The organism is Streptomyces sp. NPDC002564, from assembly GCF_042889645.1.
Taxonomy (GTDB): Bacteria; Actinomycetota; Actinomycetes; order Streptomycetales; family Streptomycetaceae; genus Streptomyces.
Genome location: NZ_JBIARE010000003.1, coordinates 464,361 through 480,445 on the forward strand (window position 1 = coordinate 464,361; position 16,085 = coordinate 480,445).

Here is a 16,085-nt window from a genome sequence, read left to right on the forward strand (position 1 = left end):
CGCGCATGACGCTCGCCGCGCGCCTGGCGCCCTACGTCCCCGACCGTCTGATCGCCGCCCTGGCCCGGCTCGTCTACCCGCGCTTCGAGCCGGAGCTCGCCAGGCTCGGCGACCTCTGCCCGCCCGGCTGCGGCACCGCCGTGGACGTCGGCGGCTGGTACGGCCCCTGGTCGCGCCGGCTGGCCTCGCGCGCGCGGCGCGTGGTGACCGTCGAGCCGGTGCCGCACCTGGCCCGGCTGCTCGCCGCCAGCACGCCCGACAACGTCCGGGTGATCCAGGCGGCGGCGACCGACCGCCCCGGCACCGCCCGGCTCTGGCTGCCGCACGGCGACCGCGGCGAGCGGGGCGTGTCCTCGCTGGTACGCCGCGACATCCACGCCACCGCCGTGGACGTGCCGTGCCTGACCCTCGACGGCCTGGGCCTGCGGGACGTCCACTTCGTCAAGATCGACGTGGACGGCAACGAACTGCAGGTCCTGCGCGGCGCGCGGGAGCTCCTGCACCGCGACCGGCCCGCGCTCTTCATCGAGCTGGAGTCCCGCATCCAGCCGATCGCGCCGATCGTGGAGCTGCTGACCCGCACGCACGGCTACCGCGGCTGGGTCCTGCCGCACTCCACCTGGGTGCCGCTGGCCGCCTTCGACCTGGAGGAGCACCAGGCCGGCACGTCGTACGTCGTCTCCCAGGGCCTGCTGCGCCGGGTCCTGACACCGCGGCACCCCCGGTACGTCAACTCGGTCCTCTTCCTGCCCGACGGCCGGCGCCCGGGAGCGCCCGCGGTGCGCGACGATGGGGTGCATGCCCGCTAGCCCCTCCGCCGCCTCCGGCCCCTTCACCCCGCTGGACTTCCAGCTCGTCCTGCTGCGCCGGATGGCCGACCACAACGCCGACCTGGTGGAGCGCGCCCGGCACGAACTGGGCGTGTCCGTCGCCGACATGCGCGAGGCCAACCGCCGCTGGCAGGCGATGGCCCGCTCCGCGCGGTCGCGGGGCGCCGCCGCCCGCTACCGCTCGGTCCTCGGCCCACCCGAGTCCACGGCCACCCGGCGGATCGGCGACCTGGAGTGCGAGGCCCTGCTGTGGCCGGTGCCGCTCTGGCCCGACCTGCGCTTCGAGGTGCTGCGGGCGCCGAACGGGGCGGTGTGGAACGAGTGGCTGGTGCGGGCCGCCGGGGCGCCGGGGCCCGGGTTGCGCACGCTCGACGACCTCACCCCGTGGTCGTGCACGGTGGACGAGGCGGCGCGCGCCTTCGCCCCGGCGCGGCCGCTGGAGGGCACGGCGCCGACCCGGTGGGGCCTGGCGTTCACGGCGCCGGACGCGGCCGGGGAGCGGCGCCGGTGCGTGGCGGAATTCACCTGGGGGCTGCTGCAGCGGGTGGGCTTCCCCGAGGCGTGAGGGCGCGGCGGGCAGCCGCCGGGGCGGTGGCGGCGCTGCCACGGAGATCAAAGCCGGACCCCGCCCTTGTTCGTGCCCTCCAACATCTGCTTATGATTCGGCGGTGTTCGATTCACGGCACATCAAGACGTTCCACGAGGTGGTCCGGGCGGGTTCGTACTCGGCGGCCGCCCGGTCGCTCGGCTATACGCAGCCCGCGATCACCCAGCAGATGAAGGCCCTCGAACGGTCCGTCGGCATGCCGCTGTTCACCCGCGTCGGCCGCCGCATGCGGCTGACGGAGGCGGGCGAGGCGCTGTCCCGGCACGCGGGGATCATCCTGGACGACCTCTCCGCCGCCCAGCAGCAGATGAACGCGATCACGCGGCTGCGCTCGGGCCGGGTGCGGGTCTGCGCGTTCCCCAGCGCCAACGCCACCCTCATCCCCGAGGCCCTGGCGCGGCTCGCCTCGGGCCACCCGGGGGTGCGGGTCGAGCTCCTGGAGGACGAGCCGCCCGAGTCGCTGCGGCGCGTGGTGCGCGGCGAGTGCGACATCACGCTGGCCTTCACCTATCCCGGCCTGCACGACGAGGTGCCCGCGGAGCTGGCGGAGATCCCGCTGATGGAGGACCAGCTGACGGTGCTGCTGCCCACCGGGCACCGGATGGCGCGCCAGCGGTCGGTCAAGCTCGCCGAGCTGGCGGAGGAGCGGTGGATCGCGGGCTGTCCGCGCTGCCGCGCCAACTTCCTGCACGAGTGCGCCGAGCTCGGCTTCGCGCCCGACATCGCCTTCACCACCGACGACAACCTGGTGGTGCAGAGCCTGGTCGCCGAGGGCCTCGGCGTCGCGATGATGCCGGGGCTCGTGCTGAACTTCCTGTGCCACGGCAAGGTGACGGGCCGCGCGCTCGACCCGGCGTCGCGGCGCCAGGTGTCGGCGTACGTCCTCAAGGACCATCTGCGCATTCCGGCCACCGCGCTGGTCCTGGACGAGCTGAAGACGGTGGCGGCGAACCGCGTCGGCTGCTGATCGCCGGGGCGGCCCGCCGCCGCCCGTCCGGGCCGTCCGGGCCGTCCGCCCCTGATCGTCCGCCGCTTCCATAAGCGGAATTTGGGGGGTGGCCAAAAGACTGTCGTTGGACGTGATGGATCGGGCGGCGCGACGCTGCCGGTATGAGCACTCCGACCGCGTTCCGGCCCGCCCGGACCACAGAGCGCCTCGACACCCTCGTCGCCGACGTGCGCGAGGCCGTGGGGCGCGGCCTGCCCCCCGACCTGACCGCCTACCTGGTGGGCGAACGGCTCGCCCCCCACCTCGGCGCCGCCGACCTGCTCACCGAGGAGCAGCGCGCGGGCGACCCCGACCGCTACCGCCAGCACGTCCTGCACGCCGAGCAGGACGGCAGCTTCTCGATCGTCGCGCTGGTCTGGCTGCCGGGGCAGCGGACCTCCGTCCACGACCACGTGTCGTGGTGCGTGACGGGCGTGCACGAGGGCGAGGAGCAGGAGCGCCGCTACCGCCTGGTGCCGGCCGCGGAGACGGGCGGCACCGCCCGTCTCGTCGCCACCGAGGACGTCGTCAACCCGCAGGGCTCGGTCTGCGGCTTCGCGCCGCCCGGCGACATCCACCGGGTGTGGAACGCGTGCGGCACGCAGGCGATATCGATCCACGTCTACGGCGCGGACATCGCCCGGCTCGGCAGCAGCGTCCGCCGGGTGTACGAGCTCCCGGCCGACCGGTAATGGCGCTGCTCGGGGAGCGCGCCCGGTCCCGTACGACCCCGCTCGCACCGCTGTCCGCCCGGCCGCCCGGCAAGGTGCCCGGCCTGGCCCTGGCCGTGCTGGGCGTCGCCGTCGCCCTGGGCGTGCACCAGGTGCTGCCCGGGGTGCCGATGCTGACCGTCGCCGTGGTCCTCGGCATCGTGGCGGCCCATCTGCCGGGCCGCGCCCGGTCCTTCGTACGCGGTCCCGGCAAGGCCGGTCTGACCTTCGCGGGCAAACGGCTGATGCGGGTCGGCGTGGTGCTGCTCGGCCTGAAGCTGAGCCTGGACGACGTGCTCGGCCTCGGCTGGGCCTCGGTCGCCATGGTGCTGTGCGTGGTCGCGGTCACCTTCCTCGGCACCTGGTGGCTCGGCCGCCGGATGGGGCTGCGCGGCGACCAGCCGCTGCTGATCGCCACCGGCTACTCGATCTGCGGCGCGTCCGCGATCGGCGCGGTCAGCGAGGTGTCCGAGAGCGACGAGCGGGACACGGCCACCTCGGTGGCGCTCGTCACCCTCTGCGGCACCCTCGCCATCGCCGTACTGCCGCTGCTGCAGCACCCGTTGGGGCTCAGCGACGCGGAGTTCGGGCGGTGGGTCGGGGCGAGCGTGCACGACGTGGGCCAGGTCGTGGCGACCGCGCAGACGGCCGGCGCGGGCGCGCTCGGCGACGCGGTCCTGGTCAAGCTGATGCGGGTCGCACTGCTCGCGCCGCTCGTCGCGGCGGTGGCCCTCTCGGTGCGGGCCCGGCGCCGCACGGGCGCATCGGGCGGATCGGCGGCGGGCACCAAGCGGCCGCCGCTGGTGCCGCTCTTCGTCCTCGGCTTCCTCGCCATGGTCGCCCTGCGCACCACCGGCCTGCTGCCCGGCGCCGCCGTGGACGTGGCCCAGACCGCCCAGGAACTGCTCCTGGCCGCCGCCCTGTTCGGCCTCGGCAGCGCCGTCGACCTGCCGTCCCTGACCCGCACCGGGGGCCGGGTCGCGGCACTCGGACTGATCTCGTGGGGCGTGATCGCCGGCATCTCGTACGCGGGCGTGATGCTGACGTCGTGAGGGGATACGAACAACGGATGGGAACGGCCGGGCAGTTGTTCCCTGGAACAGGTGATCGTCCCGGCAGGAATTGCGCGCGGCGCCCGTGATTGACGATGCTTACGGTGCGCGAGCGACGGGCTGCAGACCGTGACCGCGCACCCGGTCCATGTCCCTCACGAGGCCGGGGAGTCGGGCCCGAAGCCACGGGTCCCGGCGGTACCGAAAGTCCGCAAGAATCCTGAACGTCCCACAAGGAGAAGCACCACCATGAACCTCATCACTGACGTCGTCGCCGGTCTCGCCCACTTCCTGGGCTGGCTGGTCTGACGCCACCCCCGCAGTCGTCGCGGCGCCGCCTCCCTGGTCCCACGGGAGGCGGCGTCGCCGTTCGTGCGCCCGGTGTCACACTCTCCTTGCACGCCGGCGCGGAGACGGCACCGGCGGGAACCGGGCACCCGGCACCGAGTGCTTGAGCACGTGAACGTGTGAGCACCTGAGCACGTGAGCACCGAGCAGACGACAAAGGGAGTACGACACGTGGATCCCCTCTTCCCGGCCCTGGACGACGCGCGCGGCGAGGCGCTCCGGTTCGGTGACCGCTCGCTGACCTATCCCGAACTCTCCGCGGTGGCGGGCGCGTTGGCGGTACGGCTGCGCGACGCGGGCCGGGTGGCCGTGTGGGCGACGCCCACCCTGGAGACGGCTGTCGGCGTGGTCGCCGCGCTGCTCGCCGGGGTGCCCGCGGTGCCGCTCAACCCGAAGTCGGGCGACGCCGAGCTCGCGCACATCCTCGGCGACAGCGCCCCCTCGCTGGTACTCGCCGAACCCGGCACGCACCTGCCACCGGCCCTGCGGGACGTGCCGCGGCACGACGTCGACGTACACGACATCGGCGTACACGACATCGACGTACACGACCTCGACGCACACGACCTCGACGCGCGGGAAGGCCGCACGGACCGCCCGTCGGACACCCCCGCCGAGCCGGACCCCGAGTCCGCCGCCCTGATCGTCTACACCTCCGGCACCACGGGCCCGCCCAAGGGCGCCGTCCTGCCCCGCCGCGCCATCGCCTCGACGCTGGACGCGCTGGAGGATGCCTGGCAGTGGACCGCCGACGACGTCCTCGTGCACGGCCTGCCGCTCTTCCACGTGCACGGCCTGATCCTCGGCACGCTCGGCCCGCTGCGCCGCGGCGGCTCGGTGCGCCACCTCGGCCGGTTCAGCACCGAGGGCGTGGCGCGCGAGCTCGGCGCGGGCGCGACCATGCTGTTCGGGGTGCCGACGATGTACCACCGGATCGCCGAGGCCCTGCCCGACGCCCCGGAGCTGGCGAAGGCGCTGGCCGGGGCGCGCCTGCTGGTGTCGGGCTCCGCGGCGCTGCCGGTCCACGACCACGAGCGCGTCGCGGCCGCCACGGGGCGCCGGGTCATCGAGCGGTACGGCATGACGGAGACGCTGATGAACACCAGCGTGCGGGCCGACGGGGAGCCCCGCGCGGGCACGGTCGGCGTCCCGCTGCCCGGCGTGGCGCTGCGCCTGGTCGACGAGACGGGCGAGGAGATCACGACGGACGGACCCGAGGCGGTCGGCGAGATCCAGGTGCGCGGCCCGAACCTCTTCACGGAGTACCTGAACCGCCCGGACGCGACGGCCGCCGCCTTCGCGCCCGGCGGCTGGTTCCGCACCGGCGACGTGGCGGTGCGCGACCCCGACGGCTATGTGCGCATCGTCGGCCGCAAGGCCACCGACCTCATCAAGAGCGGCGGTTACAAGATCGGCGCGGGCGAGATCGAGAACGCGCTGCTCGAACACGAGGGGGTGCGGGAAGCGGCGGTGACCGGCGAGCCGGACCCCGACCTCGGCGAGCGCGTCGTGGCGTGGATCGTCCCCGCCGACCCCCACCACCCCCCGAAGGCCGAGACCTTGGCGGACCACGTGGCCACCCGCCTGGCCCCGCACAAGCGCCCCCGGATCGTCCGCTACCTGGAGGCCCTCCCCCGCAACGACATGGGCAAGATCATGAAACGAGCCCTGCCGGAGACGACCGCGGGCGAGTGAGCCGTCCCCTGCGCCTGCCTGGGGCCTGCGGGTCTTGCGCAGCCGGGATTCAGGTGCCGTCGCCTCCCCCTCGCACGGCAGGGGGGGGCGACGCCGCCCGTGGCCTCAGTCTGCGGGTTGCCCGTCCTCGTCCTCGGTGGTGGGCTTCGGGGCGGTCGCGCCCTCGACGGCGGCCTTCACCGCCTGTTCCAGGAGGCCGAGCGAGACCTTCTCGCCGGAGCCACGGACGGTGAAGGGCTCCTCCCCCGGCTTCGTGACGGTCACCTCCACGGAGCGCTTCTGATCACGCTCGAGCCAGAGGCGGATCAGGTTGACCACGCCGTGCCCGGCGCCAAGTGAGCCGAAGGCGAGGACGAGTTCGGTCCATGCGCCTTTCTGTCCGGCGACCGGGGTGGCGCGTTCTTCGGTGATCAGGCCCGCCACCGCGTCGGCCTCTTCCCGGAACTCCTCGTACGCGTGCTGCGCCAGCGGGTGGTCGGCATCGACGCCCGCCACGTCGAGCTGCACAGCAACTTCCGTTCTCTGCATGGATGTCCCTCGTCCCCCTGGCGAAGCGAGTAACCTGACGCCGATCATAGGCCGTGGGGGGTGTGATGTATCGGGCTCTGCTGATCTGCAACTCGGTCTATCCGTTGGCACCGTCGCACCTGCCGCAGTTGCTGGGACCGGTGCAGGACGGCCTGGCCTTGTGGTCCGCTCTGACCGACAGCGAACGGGGCGGCCTCTTCGCGCCGGAGAACGTAGAGGTTCTCTTCGAGCGCGAGAAGGACGAAGTGCTGCGCACGGCCAACCGGTTCTTTCAGGAATGCGAACCGGACGACGTACTGCTTTTCTACTACAGCGGTCACGGCAAGCCGGGAAGACCCAACCTCCATCTCTGCACGCGGGACACCGACATCGTCCTGCTGGCCTCGACCTCCGTGTCCGGCAATGAGCTCAAGAGCTATATGGAGACGAGTTGCGCCCAGAGCATCATCGTCATCCTGGACTGCTGCCATGCCGGTGCCTTCAAGGGGGACCCGCCGCAGATCTCCCCGGCCCCTCTCGCAGGCAAGGGCCGCTTCGTCATGACGGCGTCCGGCGCCGCTCAGAGAGCGGCGGACGCGGAGAGGGCCGGCAGCCCCAGTCCGTTCACCCACGCCTTGGTGGAGGCGCTGCGCAACGCCGAGCCGCGGCACTCCGGCGAGGTGACGCTCTCCGTGGACGACGTGTACGACTACGCCGTCAAGGCGCTGCCGAAGGAGCTTCCGAGCCCCCAACGCCGCGTCAACGGGGCGGGGGACGCGACGATCGCGAAACGGTTCGGCCGGTCACGCCAGGGCGAGGAAGCCACGGCGGCGCCCGGTGTCGCGCCACCGCAGGCCGGGCCGTGGGAACAGGCGGCGCCTGCCGGTCCTCCGGCCTGGTTGCGCGGCATGGGATTCGCCGGTGCGGGTGCGCGACGCGCCGACCCCTCGGTCGGGGATCTGGCGGCCTGGCGCGTCTTCCTTCTCTCCAGCGGCTTGTTGGGGCTGATCTCCTTCTATGCCTGGCGGGCGTGGATGGACCACGTGGCCGAAGGCTTCTCTGCCGCATACTCCAGGGATACGGAGCTCTTCTTCCTGCTCTGCGGAATTCTGGCAGCGGTATCCGCACTGAGCTGCCTCCCCGGCCCCTTGGCACCACCCGATTCGAACTGGTCCCGCCGCGCGCGGAATCTCCGTTTCCTGAACGGTCTGGCACTGGGTGCCCTCTGGTTCTACTCCGTGGTCCAGCTGGGACTGAATTCCCCGGAGCAGGGTCTGCTGCAGAGCTCGATGATGTTCCTCTGCATAGCGGCCCTGTCGGAGAAACGGCACGACTCACCCCTTCTCGCGGGGGCGGTCGTCGCATTCGCCGGTGTCGTCGTTCCGGACGAGAACGGGGGCTACTACGCATTCGACGTGATCCCCGTGTTCCTGGCCATCATCTGTGCCGCCCTGGTGGTCATGTGGTTCTTCGGCGCTCCGGAGCAGTTCTTCGTCGGAGCCGCCACGGCGGGCCTGGCCTCGGTGGGGACGACCTACCTCATCCACGGTTTCCTGCCGAGCGTGAGCCTGTACGGCACCGCGCTGGTCCTCCTGAGCGCGGCATTCGGGCACGGGGTCAGGCCCGCCGAAGGGTCGGCATCCCTGGTCCAGCGGCGGTGGCGAGCGGTACAGGAGGGGTTCGAGCGGCAGACGCGTACGTCCTTCCCCAGGCTGCGGCGCCGATCGTGAGCGCCTGCCGCTGACGTCATTCGCCGGAGGCCGGCCCGGGCGTCGGCCGGGCCGGCCGTCCCACGGGGCTACCGCACCCCCACCCCCCGTATGACCTCCTGCGAGACGAGTCCGCCCCGGTCGTCGTCGGCCGAGGCCCGCAGGGAGAGGGAGTCCGCGGTGCGGGGGACCTTCACCTTGCCCTGCCAGGACGCCTTTCTGCCGTCCCGGGTCAGGCGCACGTCCTGCCATGTCGTGCCCTCGTCGAAGGAGACGGAGAGCTTGCCGCCGCCGATGGTGCCCGTGTCCGGGGCGCCCTTCACGTACGCGGCGAAGATCCCGACCGGCAGGGTCCGGCCGCCGCGCACCTCGCCCGCGAGGGAGGTGTCCACGTCGAAGCCGAGGTTCAGCAGGGGCAGGTAGGTCTTCCGGTCCGCCGGGGTCTCCTTCGACCTGAAGGTCCATTCGGCATGGCCCCTGGTGCCGAGCCGCCACCGCCGCGCGTCCAGCGTCGTGTCCGTCACGACCTTGTACGTGTGTTCGGCGGGGCCCGCGTCCCACACGTAGACGCCCGAGCTCTTGCGCCGGTCGGCGCTCACGCCGTCCACGAAGACCTCGCTGACCTGCGTCATCGAGTCCTCGTTCCACACGTCGCCGAAGCCGGTGTGGTCGGGGCCCGAGTCGCCCCAGCCCGGGACGTTGAACTCCAGGTCGTTGCCCCTGCGGGTCTGGCCCCAGCCGAGGCCGGTGCCGAGCCAGGGGTGCAGGACCGGCTTGAACCAGTCGAGGCCGGTGCGCCTGCCGCCCGGGTAGGAGACCAGGCCGCTGCGCTCCTCCAGCGCGCCGGGGCCGGTGGACACCGACTCGTGCCACAGCTGGCCGCGGCCGGTGGAGACGTACTCGGTGCGCTCGGCCGGGAAGTCGATCTGCTCCTGGAAGCCGATGCCGACCGGGAAGGCGTCGGTGACCGAGTAGCGGAACTCGCCGCCCGCGGCCGGCTTCACCGCGTGGAACGCGGATGCGACGACGGCGAGTTCGCGCTTGCCGGGACGGTAGACGAGGTCGCCGGGGACGGCCCCCCGGTGCCCTTCGGAGAGGTCGTACACGTAGGGCGTGCGGAGCGTGCCGGTGCTCTCGACCCGCCTGCCCGCCCCCGCCGCCGCGATGAGCCGGGCGCCGTCCGCCGCGTCGACCGTGGCGATCTGCAGCGGCCGGTCGGCGTTGCCGTCCGTGCCGAACCAGGCGTTGAGCCGCCCCGGCCGGTCGTCCGTCACGAACAGGGCCGCGACCCCCGCGTCCTGCGCGGCCTGCCCGAGCTGCTCCGGAGTGACCGCCTCCGTGCGGCGCACGACGACGGCCTTGCCGCGCACGTCCCGGCCCTCGTACGCGGCCGGAGTGCCGTCCCCCGCGTCGGCCAGCGCCCACGTCCGGTCCCCCTCGGCGAGGGTGCCGCCGGGCTGGGCGACGGCCTCGCGCAGGCCCCGCACGGCCACGAGCGGCTTGCCGAGGCGCCAGACGGTCCGGTACTCGAAGGTGCCCTCGGTCACCTTCGCGGTGGGCGCCGCGAAGATGCTGTCGTACTTCACGGGCACCTGGGCGGCGCCCATCAGATCGGCGCCGCCCGCCGCGCGGTCGTACTCCATGAGGAGCTGACGCGTCTCGGTGCGACGGTCCACCTCGGCCCTGATCTCACGCAGCCTGCGCCCGTCCAGGGTGATCTCGCGGTCGCGGTCGAGGCGGATCTGCGGGTCGGCGAGGAAGCCGAGGCCCAGCGAGTCCTTGCCGCGCGCGCCGCGCACGTCGAGGAAGGTCGACAGGGCGTACGTGCCCGGGGCCAGGCGCAGTCGCAGGGTGCCGGAGTCGCCGACGGCGGCCGGGAACGGCTCGGTGCCCCGGGCCAGTCGCTGCACCACGAGGTCCGCCGGGGACGCGGCGCCGTCCCGGTCCTTCACATGGACCGTGAGCGTGTACCGCTCCTCCTCCTTGACCAGGCCGAAGGCGGTGTGCGCGACCGTCTTGCCGCCCGCGCTGGCGACGACCGCGCCACTGGTGTTGCCGACGGACGCCTTCGCCGCGTCCCCGGTGACGGTGGTCGAGGCGGTGCCGCGCGCGGGGACGGTGAGCGTGGTGTCGGCGAGCCTGACGACGCCGCCCGCGGCGCCCCGCGCGGCGAGGGTCAACTCGACGGGTTGAGCGGCGGAGTTGGTGTACGTCAGCTGCTTGGTGACCGGCTTGTCGTCCTCGTAGGGCCAGCCGTGGAAGCCGAGGTCGACGCTGCCGGTCGCGGTGACCCGCGCGTCGACGGCGTCGGGCACGCTGACCCGGCCCGCACCCAGCTCGTAGACGGAGGAGTCCAGTTGCTTCGAGCTGGACATCAGGGCGTCCTTGAGCCGCGCGCCGGTCCAGTCCGGGTGCGCTTCGGCGAGCAGGGCGGCGACGCCCGCGACGTGCGGGGTCGCCATCGACGTACCGCTCATCCCGGTGTAGAAGCCTTCGCCGTCCACGAGTTGGGAGCGGGCCGCGAGGATGTCGACGCCGGGCGCGGACAGGTCGGGCTTGAGCCCGTGGTCCCCGGCGCGGGGGCCCTGGCTGGTGAAGTACGCGGCCTCGTCGGCCGCGTCGACGGCGCCGATGGTCAGGGCGGCGTCGGCGGCGCCGGGCGAGCCGATGGAGGAGGGCGCGCCGGTGTTGCCCGCCGCGACGACGAAGAGGGCGCCGGTCTCCTTCGAGAGGGAGTTCACGGCGGCCGCCATCGGGTCGGTGCCGTCGGACGCCTCCTGCGAACCCAGGCTCATCGAGACGACCTTGGCGTCGACGTCCCTCGCCGCCCACTCCATGCCCGCGATGATCTCCGACTCGCTGCCGAAGCCCTCGTCGCTCAGCACCTTGCCGACGGCGAGCGAGGCGCCGGGGGCGACGCCCTTCTCCTTGTTCCCCTCGGAGGCGGCGCCGCTGCCGCCCACCGTCGAGGCGACATGGGTGCCGTGGCCGTTGCGGTCGGCGACGTCCTCGCCCGCGATGAAGCTCTTGCTCGCGGCGACCCGCCCCTTGAGGTCCGGGTGGTCCGCGTCGACGCCGGTGTCGAGGACGGCGACCTTCACGCCCTTGCCGGTGAGCCCCGCCTCCCAGGCCTTCGGGGTGCCGATCTGCTCGTTGCTGCGCGCGAGATCCGCCTCGACGCGGCCGTCGAGCCACACCTTCGCGATGCCGGACGCCCCGCCCCGCACCGCACGCCACAGGGCGGCGGGCCGCTCGGCCGCCACGGCGACGCCGTCGACGCTGCCCAGCGCGCGCACCTCCTCGACCCCGCGCGGCAGTTCGCGGGCGTCGCGGGCCGCCTTCTTGCCGTAGGTGACGATGAGGGGCAGCCCGGACCGCGCCGCGCTCCCCCGCTCCCCGAGCCCCTGCCGGATCAGCCCGGTCACGTCGAAGAGCCGCTCGTCCAGGACGCCGGAGCGCAGATACGGCCGTGCCTCGTCCGGTACGACGGTGACGTGTCCGCCCGAGCGCTGCGTGCGCACCGCGCCGCCCGCCCCGGCGGGCCGGTCCACGGTGACGGTCTGGCGGCCGCCGGGGAGCCGGGTGACGGTGACCCGGTCGCCGGTGATCAGGGTGACGGTGTCCGTGCCGGTGACGGTGTCCGTGCCGGTGACGGTGCCGGTGTCGGCCGAGCGCGCGGCGGGGGCGGCCGATGCGGCGGGGGCGGCGTCCGCGGCGCTTTCGGCGACGGCGCCCTGCCCGGCGGGAAGCAGGGCGAACGCGAGACCGGCGGCGGCCACGAGCGCGGCTCTTCGCCGCGCGGGGGCTCTGGTCATGGGGCTGCCTCTCTTCGTCGGACCCGGGCGGGGGTGGTGCCCGAGTGCTGCGAAGAGTGTCAGGGTCCTTTTGTTGCAGGGGAGTTGACGGGTGCTGGCGGGAAGCCGCCAGGGCATCTACCCGCCAGGGGGCCGCCCGCGGGAGCGACGCGCTCGGCGCCCGCCCTGACCGCAGCCTGACGCCCGGCCCCCGGCATGCGCCGGGGCGGCGGATTCCTGCACGACGCCGACGCTCGGCATGACGCCGGCACGTGATCGGCACCCGGCAGGTGGTCGGCACCCGGCACGTCGCCGGTTCCGGGCGCGCATTCACCGGCACCCTCCCTCCCTCTCCCCCCGGCAGGCCCGCAGGCGGGACCGATGACGTGCGCCCCGGCACGCGTGCGCCGGGGCGGACGTCGGCTCGTACGGCATATGAAAACGCGTCAGATCGGCCGGTACGCGCCTTTTGGGTGGCGGGCCCTCCGGGTCCACTGGAAACCACCTGTGTCCGGCACGGAACCACCGCGCTGCCCGCACCGGCGCGAACACCACCCGTGCGGCGGCACCCCGCCCGGCTCAGCTCAGCGCGCGAGCCGTCCGCGCCCGCCGCACGATGCGAGACAGGACCGCCGTCCGACGGTCCGTACGGTCTGCGCTCTCGGGAGGATCTGCCATGACCGTCAGTCTGGAGCAGTTGCGCCGCTGCCACATCGCCGTCGACCTGGGAGCCGCGAGGACCCGCGTGTTCGTGAAGGGCTCGGGCCTGGTCGTCGACGAGCCGAGCGCCGCCGCCGTCAACACGCGCACGGGCGCGCTCATCGCGGTGGGCCAGTTCGCCGAGCAGATGACGGGACGTACGCCCGGCTACATCCGGGTGGTCCGCCCGGTCTCCGGCGGCACCGTCGTCGACATCGAGATGGCCCAGCGGATGCTGCGCCACCTGCTCGGCGAGAAGCTCCGCCGCACCCTGCGCCGCAAGCCCCGGCTGCGCGCCGCCGCCTGCACCCCGCACGACGCCGACCCGCTGGCGCAGCGCGCCGCCGTCGAGACGATGGTCGGCCTCGGGGCCCGGCGCGTCGAGCTGGTCGACACCCTCATCGCGGCGGCCGTCGGCTGCGGCCTGCCCGTGGAGCGCCCCGAGGCGACGATGATCCTGGTCTGCGGCGCCGCGACGACGCAGGTCGCCGTCCTGTCGCTGGGCTCGATCGTGACCGCCGAGCGCATTCCGGTCGGCGGCGAGGCGATCGACCACGCGATCGTCCAGCACCTGCGCCACCAGCACGAACTGATGCTGCCCTCCCAGTCCGTACGCCCCCTGCAGCTCGCCCTCAGCGGCAACGGCCTCACCCCGCACGGCCCCGAGTCGACGGAGATCCACGGCAGGGACGTCGCCACCGGCCTGGCCCGCTCGGTCCAGGTGGACACGGCCGCCGTCCGCGACGCCATCCACACCCCGCTCACCGCCGTCCTCGACGGCATCGGCAAGGTGCTGCGGGACTGCCCGCCCGATCTGGTGGCCGACCTCGCGGACCGCGGGATCATGATGGTCGGCGGCAGCGCGCTGCTCCCCGGCCTCGACCAGATGCTGCGGGACGCGACCGGAATGCCCGTACATATCGCGGAACGGCCTGATGTGTGCGCCGTCCTCGGACTGGGTGCGATGCTGGAGGGCAAGATCCAACCGCTGGTCCTGGACCCGCTGTCCGGCTGACCAGTCGCCTGCCGCCACCTCCACCGACCACGGAGTACGTCGTACGTGACCGAGACGCCCGGACCCGCGGACCCGCGACCGCCCTCGATGCAGCCGATCCTGGAAGCGGTCCTCAGCGTCGGCACGGACCTCGACCTCCGCGCCACCCTCCAGCACATCGTGGACAGCGCGGCCCGGCTGACCGGGGCGGGCCTCGGCACGCTCGAGGTCGGCACGCCGGGCGGTGAGGGTCCGGCCGAACTGTTCGTGGCGGGCGGTCCCGGCCGCCACCCGGACGGCGTGCCGGCCGTGCGCCCGACGGCGGACGGCACGGTCGTCCGCGTGCCGATCCAGGTCCACGACGAGCCGTTCGGCGACCTGCTCCTGGCGCGCAAGGAGCGGGGCGCCCCCTTCACCGACGAGGACCAGCAGCTCCTGAAGGTCCTGGCGAGCCAGGCGGGCATCGCGATCGGCAACGCCCGCCTGTTCGAGGCGGCCCGGCAGCGGGAGCGCTGGATCGAGGGCGCGGCGGCGGTGACCACGGCCCTGCTCACGGGCGAGGCGGCGGCCGACGCGCTGATGACGGTCGCGGACCGGGCCCGCAACCTCGCGGGCGCGGCGGCGGGCGTGATCCTCCAGCCCACGGAGGCAGGCGGCATGCGCATCGTGGCAGCGGCCACGGACGGCGCTCCGCACGGGTGGGGGGCTTCGGCGGGGGGCGGTGCGGCGGGTACGGCGGGTATGACGGACACGGCGGGTACGGCGGGTACGGCGGGTACGGCGGGTACGGCGGGTACAGCGGGTACAGCGGGTACAGCGGGTACAGCGGGTACGGCGGGTACGGCGGGTACGGCGGGTACAGCGGGTACAGCGGGTACAGCGGGCACGGCAGGTCCGGCGGGCACAGCGGGTCCGGCGGGCGCAGCGGGCACAGCGGGTCCGGCGGGCACGGCAGGTACAGCGGGTCCGGCAGGTCCGGCGCACGCGGCGGGTACAGCGAGTACGACGGACACGGCAGGTACAGCGGGTCCGGCAGGTCCTGCAGGTACAGCGGCTGCGGCGGGTACGACGGATACGGCCGCGCCCGGCCGCCGGACCCCGCCCGGCCCCCCGGACGAGGAACCCGCACCCGCCTCCCCGCCCCCGCTCCCGTCCCCCTCCCCCGACGCCCACCACTCCCGCCACTCCCACCACAACGACCTCATCGGCACCACGATCGTGCCCGGCAGCGCCGTCCTGACCCAACTGCTCGGCGGGGAACCCGTCTTCATCGACGACTCGGCGACCGACCCCCGTATGACGACGCACGTGCGCGCCCGCTTCGGACCGAGCATGATGCTGCCCCTGCAGGCCGGCGGCCGGCTCATCGGCACGCTCGCGCTGCCCCGCCGCCGCGGCGCCCCCGCGTACACCTCGGCGGAACGCCTGCTCGCCACGCAGTTCGCCTCGCAGGCCGCGCTGGCCCTGGTCCTCGCCGACGCCCAGCAGAGCCGCAGGCGCCTCGCGGTGTTCGAGGACCGCGACCGCATCGCCCGCGACCTGCACGACCTCGTCGTACAGAGGCTCTTCGCCACCGGCATGATGCTGGAGTCGACGCGCCGCAGGGCGCGGTCGACGAAGGTCGAGTCGACCCTGGACCACGCCGTGGACGAGCTGGAGTCGACCATCCAGGAGGTCCGCACCGCCATCTTCGCCCTCCAGCAGCCGCCCGCCGACGCGCCCGCCACCTTCCGCGGCAAGGTCCTGCGCGAGACGGCGGGCGCGGCGGCGGTGCTGGGCATCCAGCCGTCCGTGCACTTCGGCGGGGCCGTGGACCACCTCGTCACGGAACCGGCGGACGGTCACCTGCTGGCCGCGCTGCGCCGCGCCCTGGCCGCGACGTCGCGCCGGACCGGCGTGACCCGCGTCGACGTGACGGTGGACGCGCGGGCGACGCTGCCGGACGGCCGCGAGGGGGTGCGCCTGACGGTGTACGACGACGGGGTCACGGACGGCGTGGAGGCGGGCACGACGGCCACGTGGCAGGCACCGCTCTAGCGGCGCGGGCAGGCACGGCTCCCGTCACGAGCCACGCGGACACGCACCGCTCCCGTCACGCGGGCCCGCGTGCCTCTGGTGGTCACCTGGTCACGTGGTCACGTAGTCACGTAGT

At 73.8% G+C, this 16,085-nt stretch carries 11 protein-coding genes; 9 read left to right on the forward strand and 2 right to left on the reverse strand.

Annotation, left to right across the window (positions count from 1 at the left end; translation table 11 throughout):
- The first annotated feature begins 5 nt into the window (after positions 1-5).
- The 6 genes from ACFYXE_RS13650 to ACFYXE_RS13675 all read left to right on the forward strand — a co-directional run bounded on the left by ACFYXE_RS13650 (position 6) and on the right by ACFYXE_RS13675 (position 6,230).
- Positions 6-809: an FkbM family methyltransferase gene (locus ACFYXE_RS13650; RefSeq protein ID WP_389312073.1), complete on the forward strand. Its 804-nt coding sequence runs from the start codon at positions 6-8 to the stop codon at positions 807-809.
- Positions 790-1,395, forward strand: a complete 606-nt coding sequence (locus ACFYXE_RS13655) for a hypothetical protein (protein ID WP_361176684.1) — start codon at positions 790-792, stop codon at positions 1,393-1,395. The genes ACFYXE_RS13650 and ACFYXE_RS13655 overlap by 20 nt, the downstream gene beginning before the upstream one ends.
- Positions 1,396-1,498: 103 nt before the next feature.
- Positions 1,499-2,404 (forward strand): LysR family transcriptional regulator, encoded by a 906-nt coding sequence (locus ACFYXE_RS13660; protein ID WP_361176686.1) that lies wholly within the window; start codon positions 1,499-1,501, stop codon positions 2,402-2,404.
- A gap of 143 nt (positions 2,405-2,547) precedes the next feature.
- On the forward strand, positions 2,548-3,117 hold the full coding sequence (locus ACFYXE_RS13665; RefSeq protein ID WP_361176688.1) for a cysteine dioxygenase family protein: 570 nt from the start codon (positions 2,548-2,550) through the stop codon (positions 3,115-3,117).
- Positions 3,117-4,187 (forward strand): YeiH family protein, encoded by a 1,071-nt coding sequence (locus ACFYXE_RS13670; RefSeq protein WP_389312076.1) that lies wholly within the window; start codon positions 3,117-3,119, stop codon positions 4,185-4,187. Before ACFYXE_RS13665 ends, ACFYXE_RS13670 begins: the two co-directional genes overlap by 1 nt.
- A 519-nt stretch (positions 4,188-4,706) precedes the next feature.
- Entirely contained in the window at positions 4,707-6,230 is a 1,524-nt protein-coding gene (locus ACFYXE_RS13675; RefSeq protein ID WP_389312078.1) for an acyl-CoA synthetase, read from the forward strand.
- Between the two features lie 105 nt (positions 6,231-6,335).
- Here ACFYXE_RS13675 and ACFYXE_RS13680 read toward each other — a convergent pair whose 3' ends face one another.
- Complete coding sequence (locus tag ACFYXE_RS13680; protein WP_389312080.1) at positions 6,336-6,737, reverse strand: hypothetical protein; 402 nt, start codon at positions 6,735-6,737, stop codon at positions 6,336-6,338.
- Between the two features lie 86 nt (positions 6,738-6,823).
- On the opposite strand from ACFYXE_RS13680, the gene ACFYXE_RS13685 reads away from it, so the two are divergent.
- The gene (locus tag ACFYXE_RS13685; RefSeq protein ID WP_389312082.1) at positions 6,824-8,467 is read left to right on the forward strand and encodes a caspase domain-containing protein; all 1,644 of its coding nucleotides are present in this window, start codon (positions 6,824-6,826) and stop codon (positions 8,465-8,467) included.
- A 68-nt stretch (positions 8,468-8,535) separates the two neighbouring features.
- Here ACFYXE_RS13685 and ACFYXE_RS13690 read toward each other — a convergent pair whose 3' ends face one another.
- A complete protein-coding gene (locus ACFYXE_RS13690; RefSeq protein WP_389312084.1) occupies positions 8,536-12,261 on the reverse strand; it encodes a S8 family serine peptidase in 3,726 nt (1,241 codons plus the stop codon).
- 655 nt (positions 12,262-12,916) lie between these two features.
- Between ACFYXE_RS13690 and ACFYXE_RS13695 the strand changes: the two genes are divergently transcribed.
- On the forward strand, positions 12,917-13,954 hold the full coding sequence (locus ACFYXE_RS13695) for a rod shape-determining protein (protein ID WP_361176696.1): 1,038 nt from the start codon (positions 12,917-12,919) through the stop codon (positions 13,952-13,954).
- 45 nt (positions 13,955-13,999) lie between these two features.
- On the forward strand, positions 14,000-15,970 hold the full coding sequence (locus tag ACFYXE_RS13700) for a GAF domain-containing protein (RefSeq protein WP_389312086.1): 1,971 nt from the start codon (positions 14,000-14,002) through the stop codon (positions 15,968-15,970).
- Positions 15,971-16,085: the final 115 nt, after the last annotated feature.

Bases quoted from the DNA above. Each gene is read 5' to 3' on its own strand.
- ACFYXE_RS13650 (WP_389312073.1), top strand. From the start codon at position 6: ATGACGCTCGCCGCGCGCCTGGCGCCCTACGTCCCCGACCGTCTGATC.
- ACFYXE_RS13655 (WP_361176684.1), top strand. From the start codon at position 790: ATGGGGTGCATGCCCGCTAGCCCCTCCGCCGCCTCCGGCCCCTTCACC.
- ACFYXE_RS13665 (WP_361176688.1), top strand. From the start codon at position 2,548: ATGAGCACTCCGACCGCGTTCCGGCCCGCCCGGACCACAGAGCGCCTC.
- ACFYXE_RS13670 (WP_389312076.1), top strand. From the start codon at position 3,117: ATGGCGCTGCTCGGGGAGCGCGCCCGGTCCCGTACGACCCCGCTCGCA.
- ACFYXE_RS13685 (WP_389312082.1), top strand. From the start codon at position 6,824: ATGTATCGGGCTCTGCTGATCTGCAACTCGGTCTATCCGTTGGCACCG.
- ACFYXE_RS13690 (WP_389312084.1), bottom strand. From the start codon at position 12,261: ATGACCAGAGCCCCCGCGCGGCGAAGAGCCGCGCTCGTGGCCGCCGCC.
- ACFYXE_RS13695 (WP_361176696.1), top strand. From the start codon at position 12,917: ATGACCGTCAGTCTGGAGCAGTTGCGCCGCTGCCACATCGCCGTCGAC.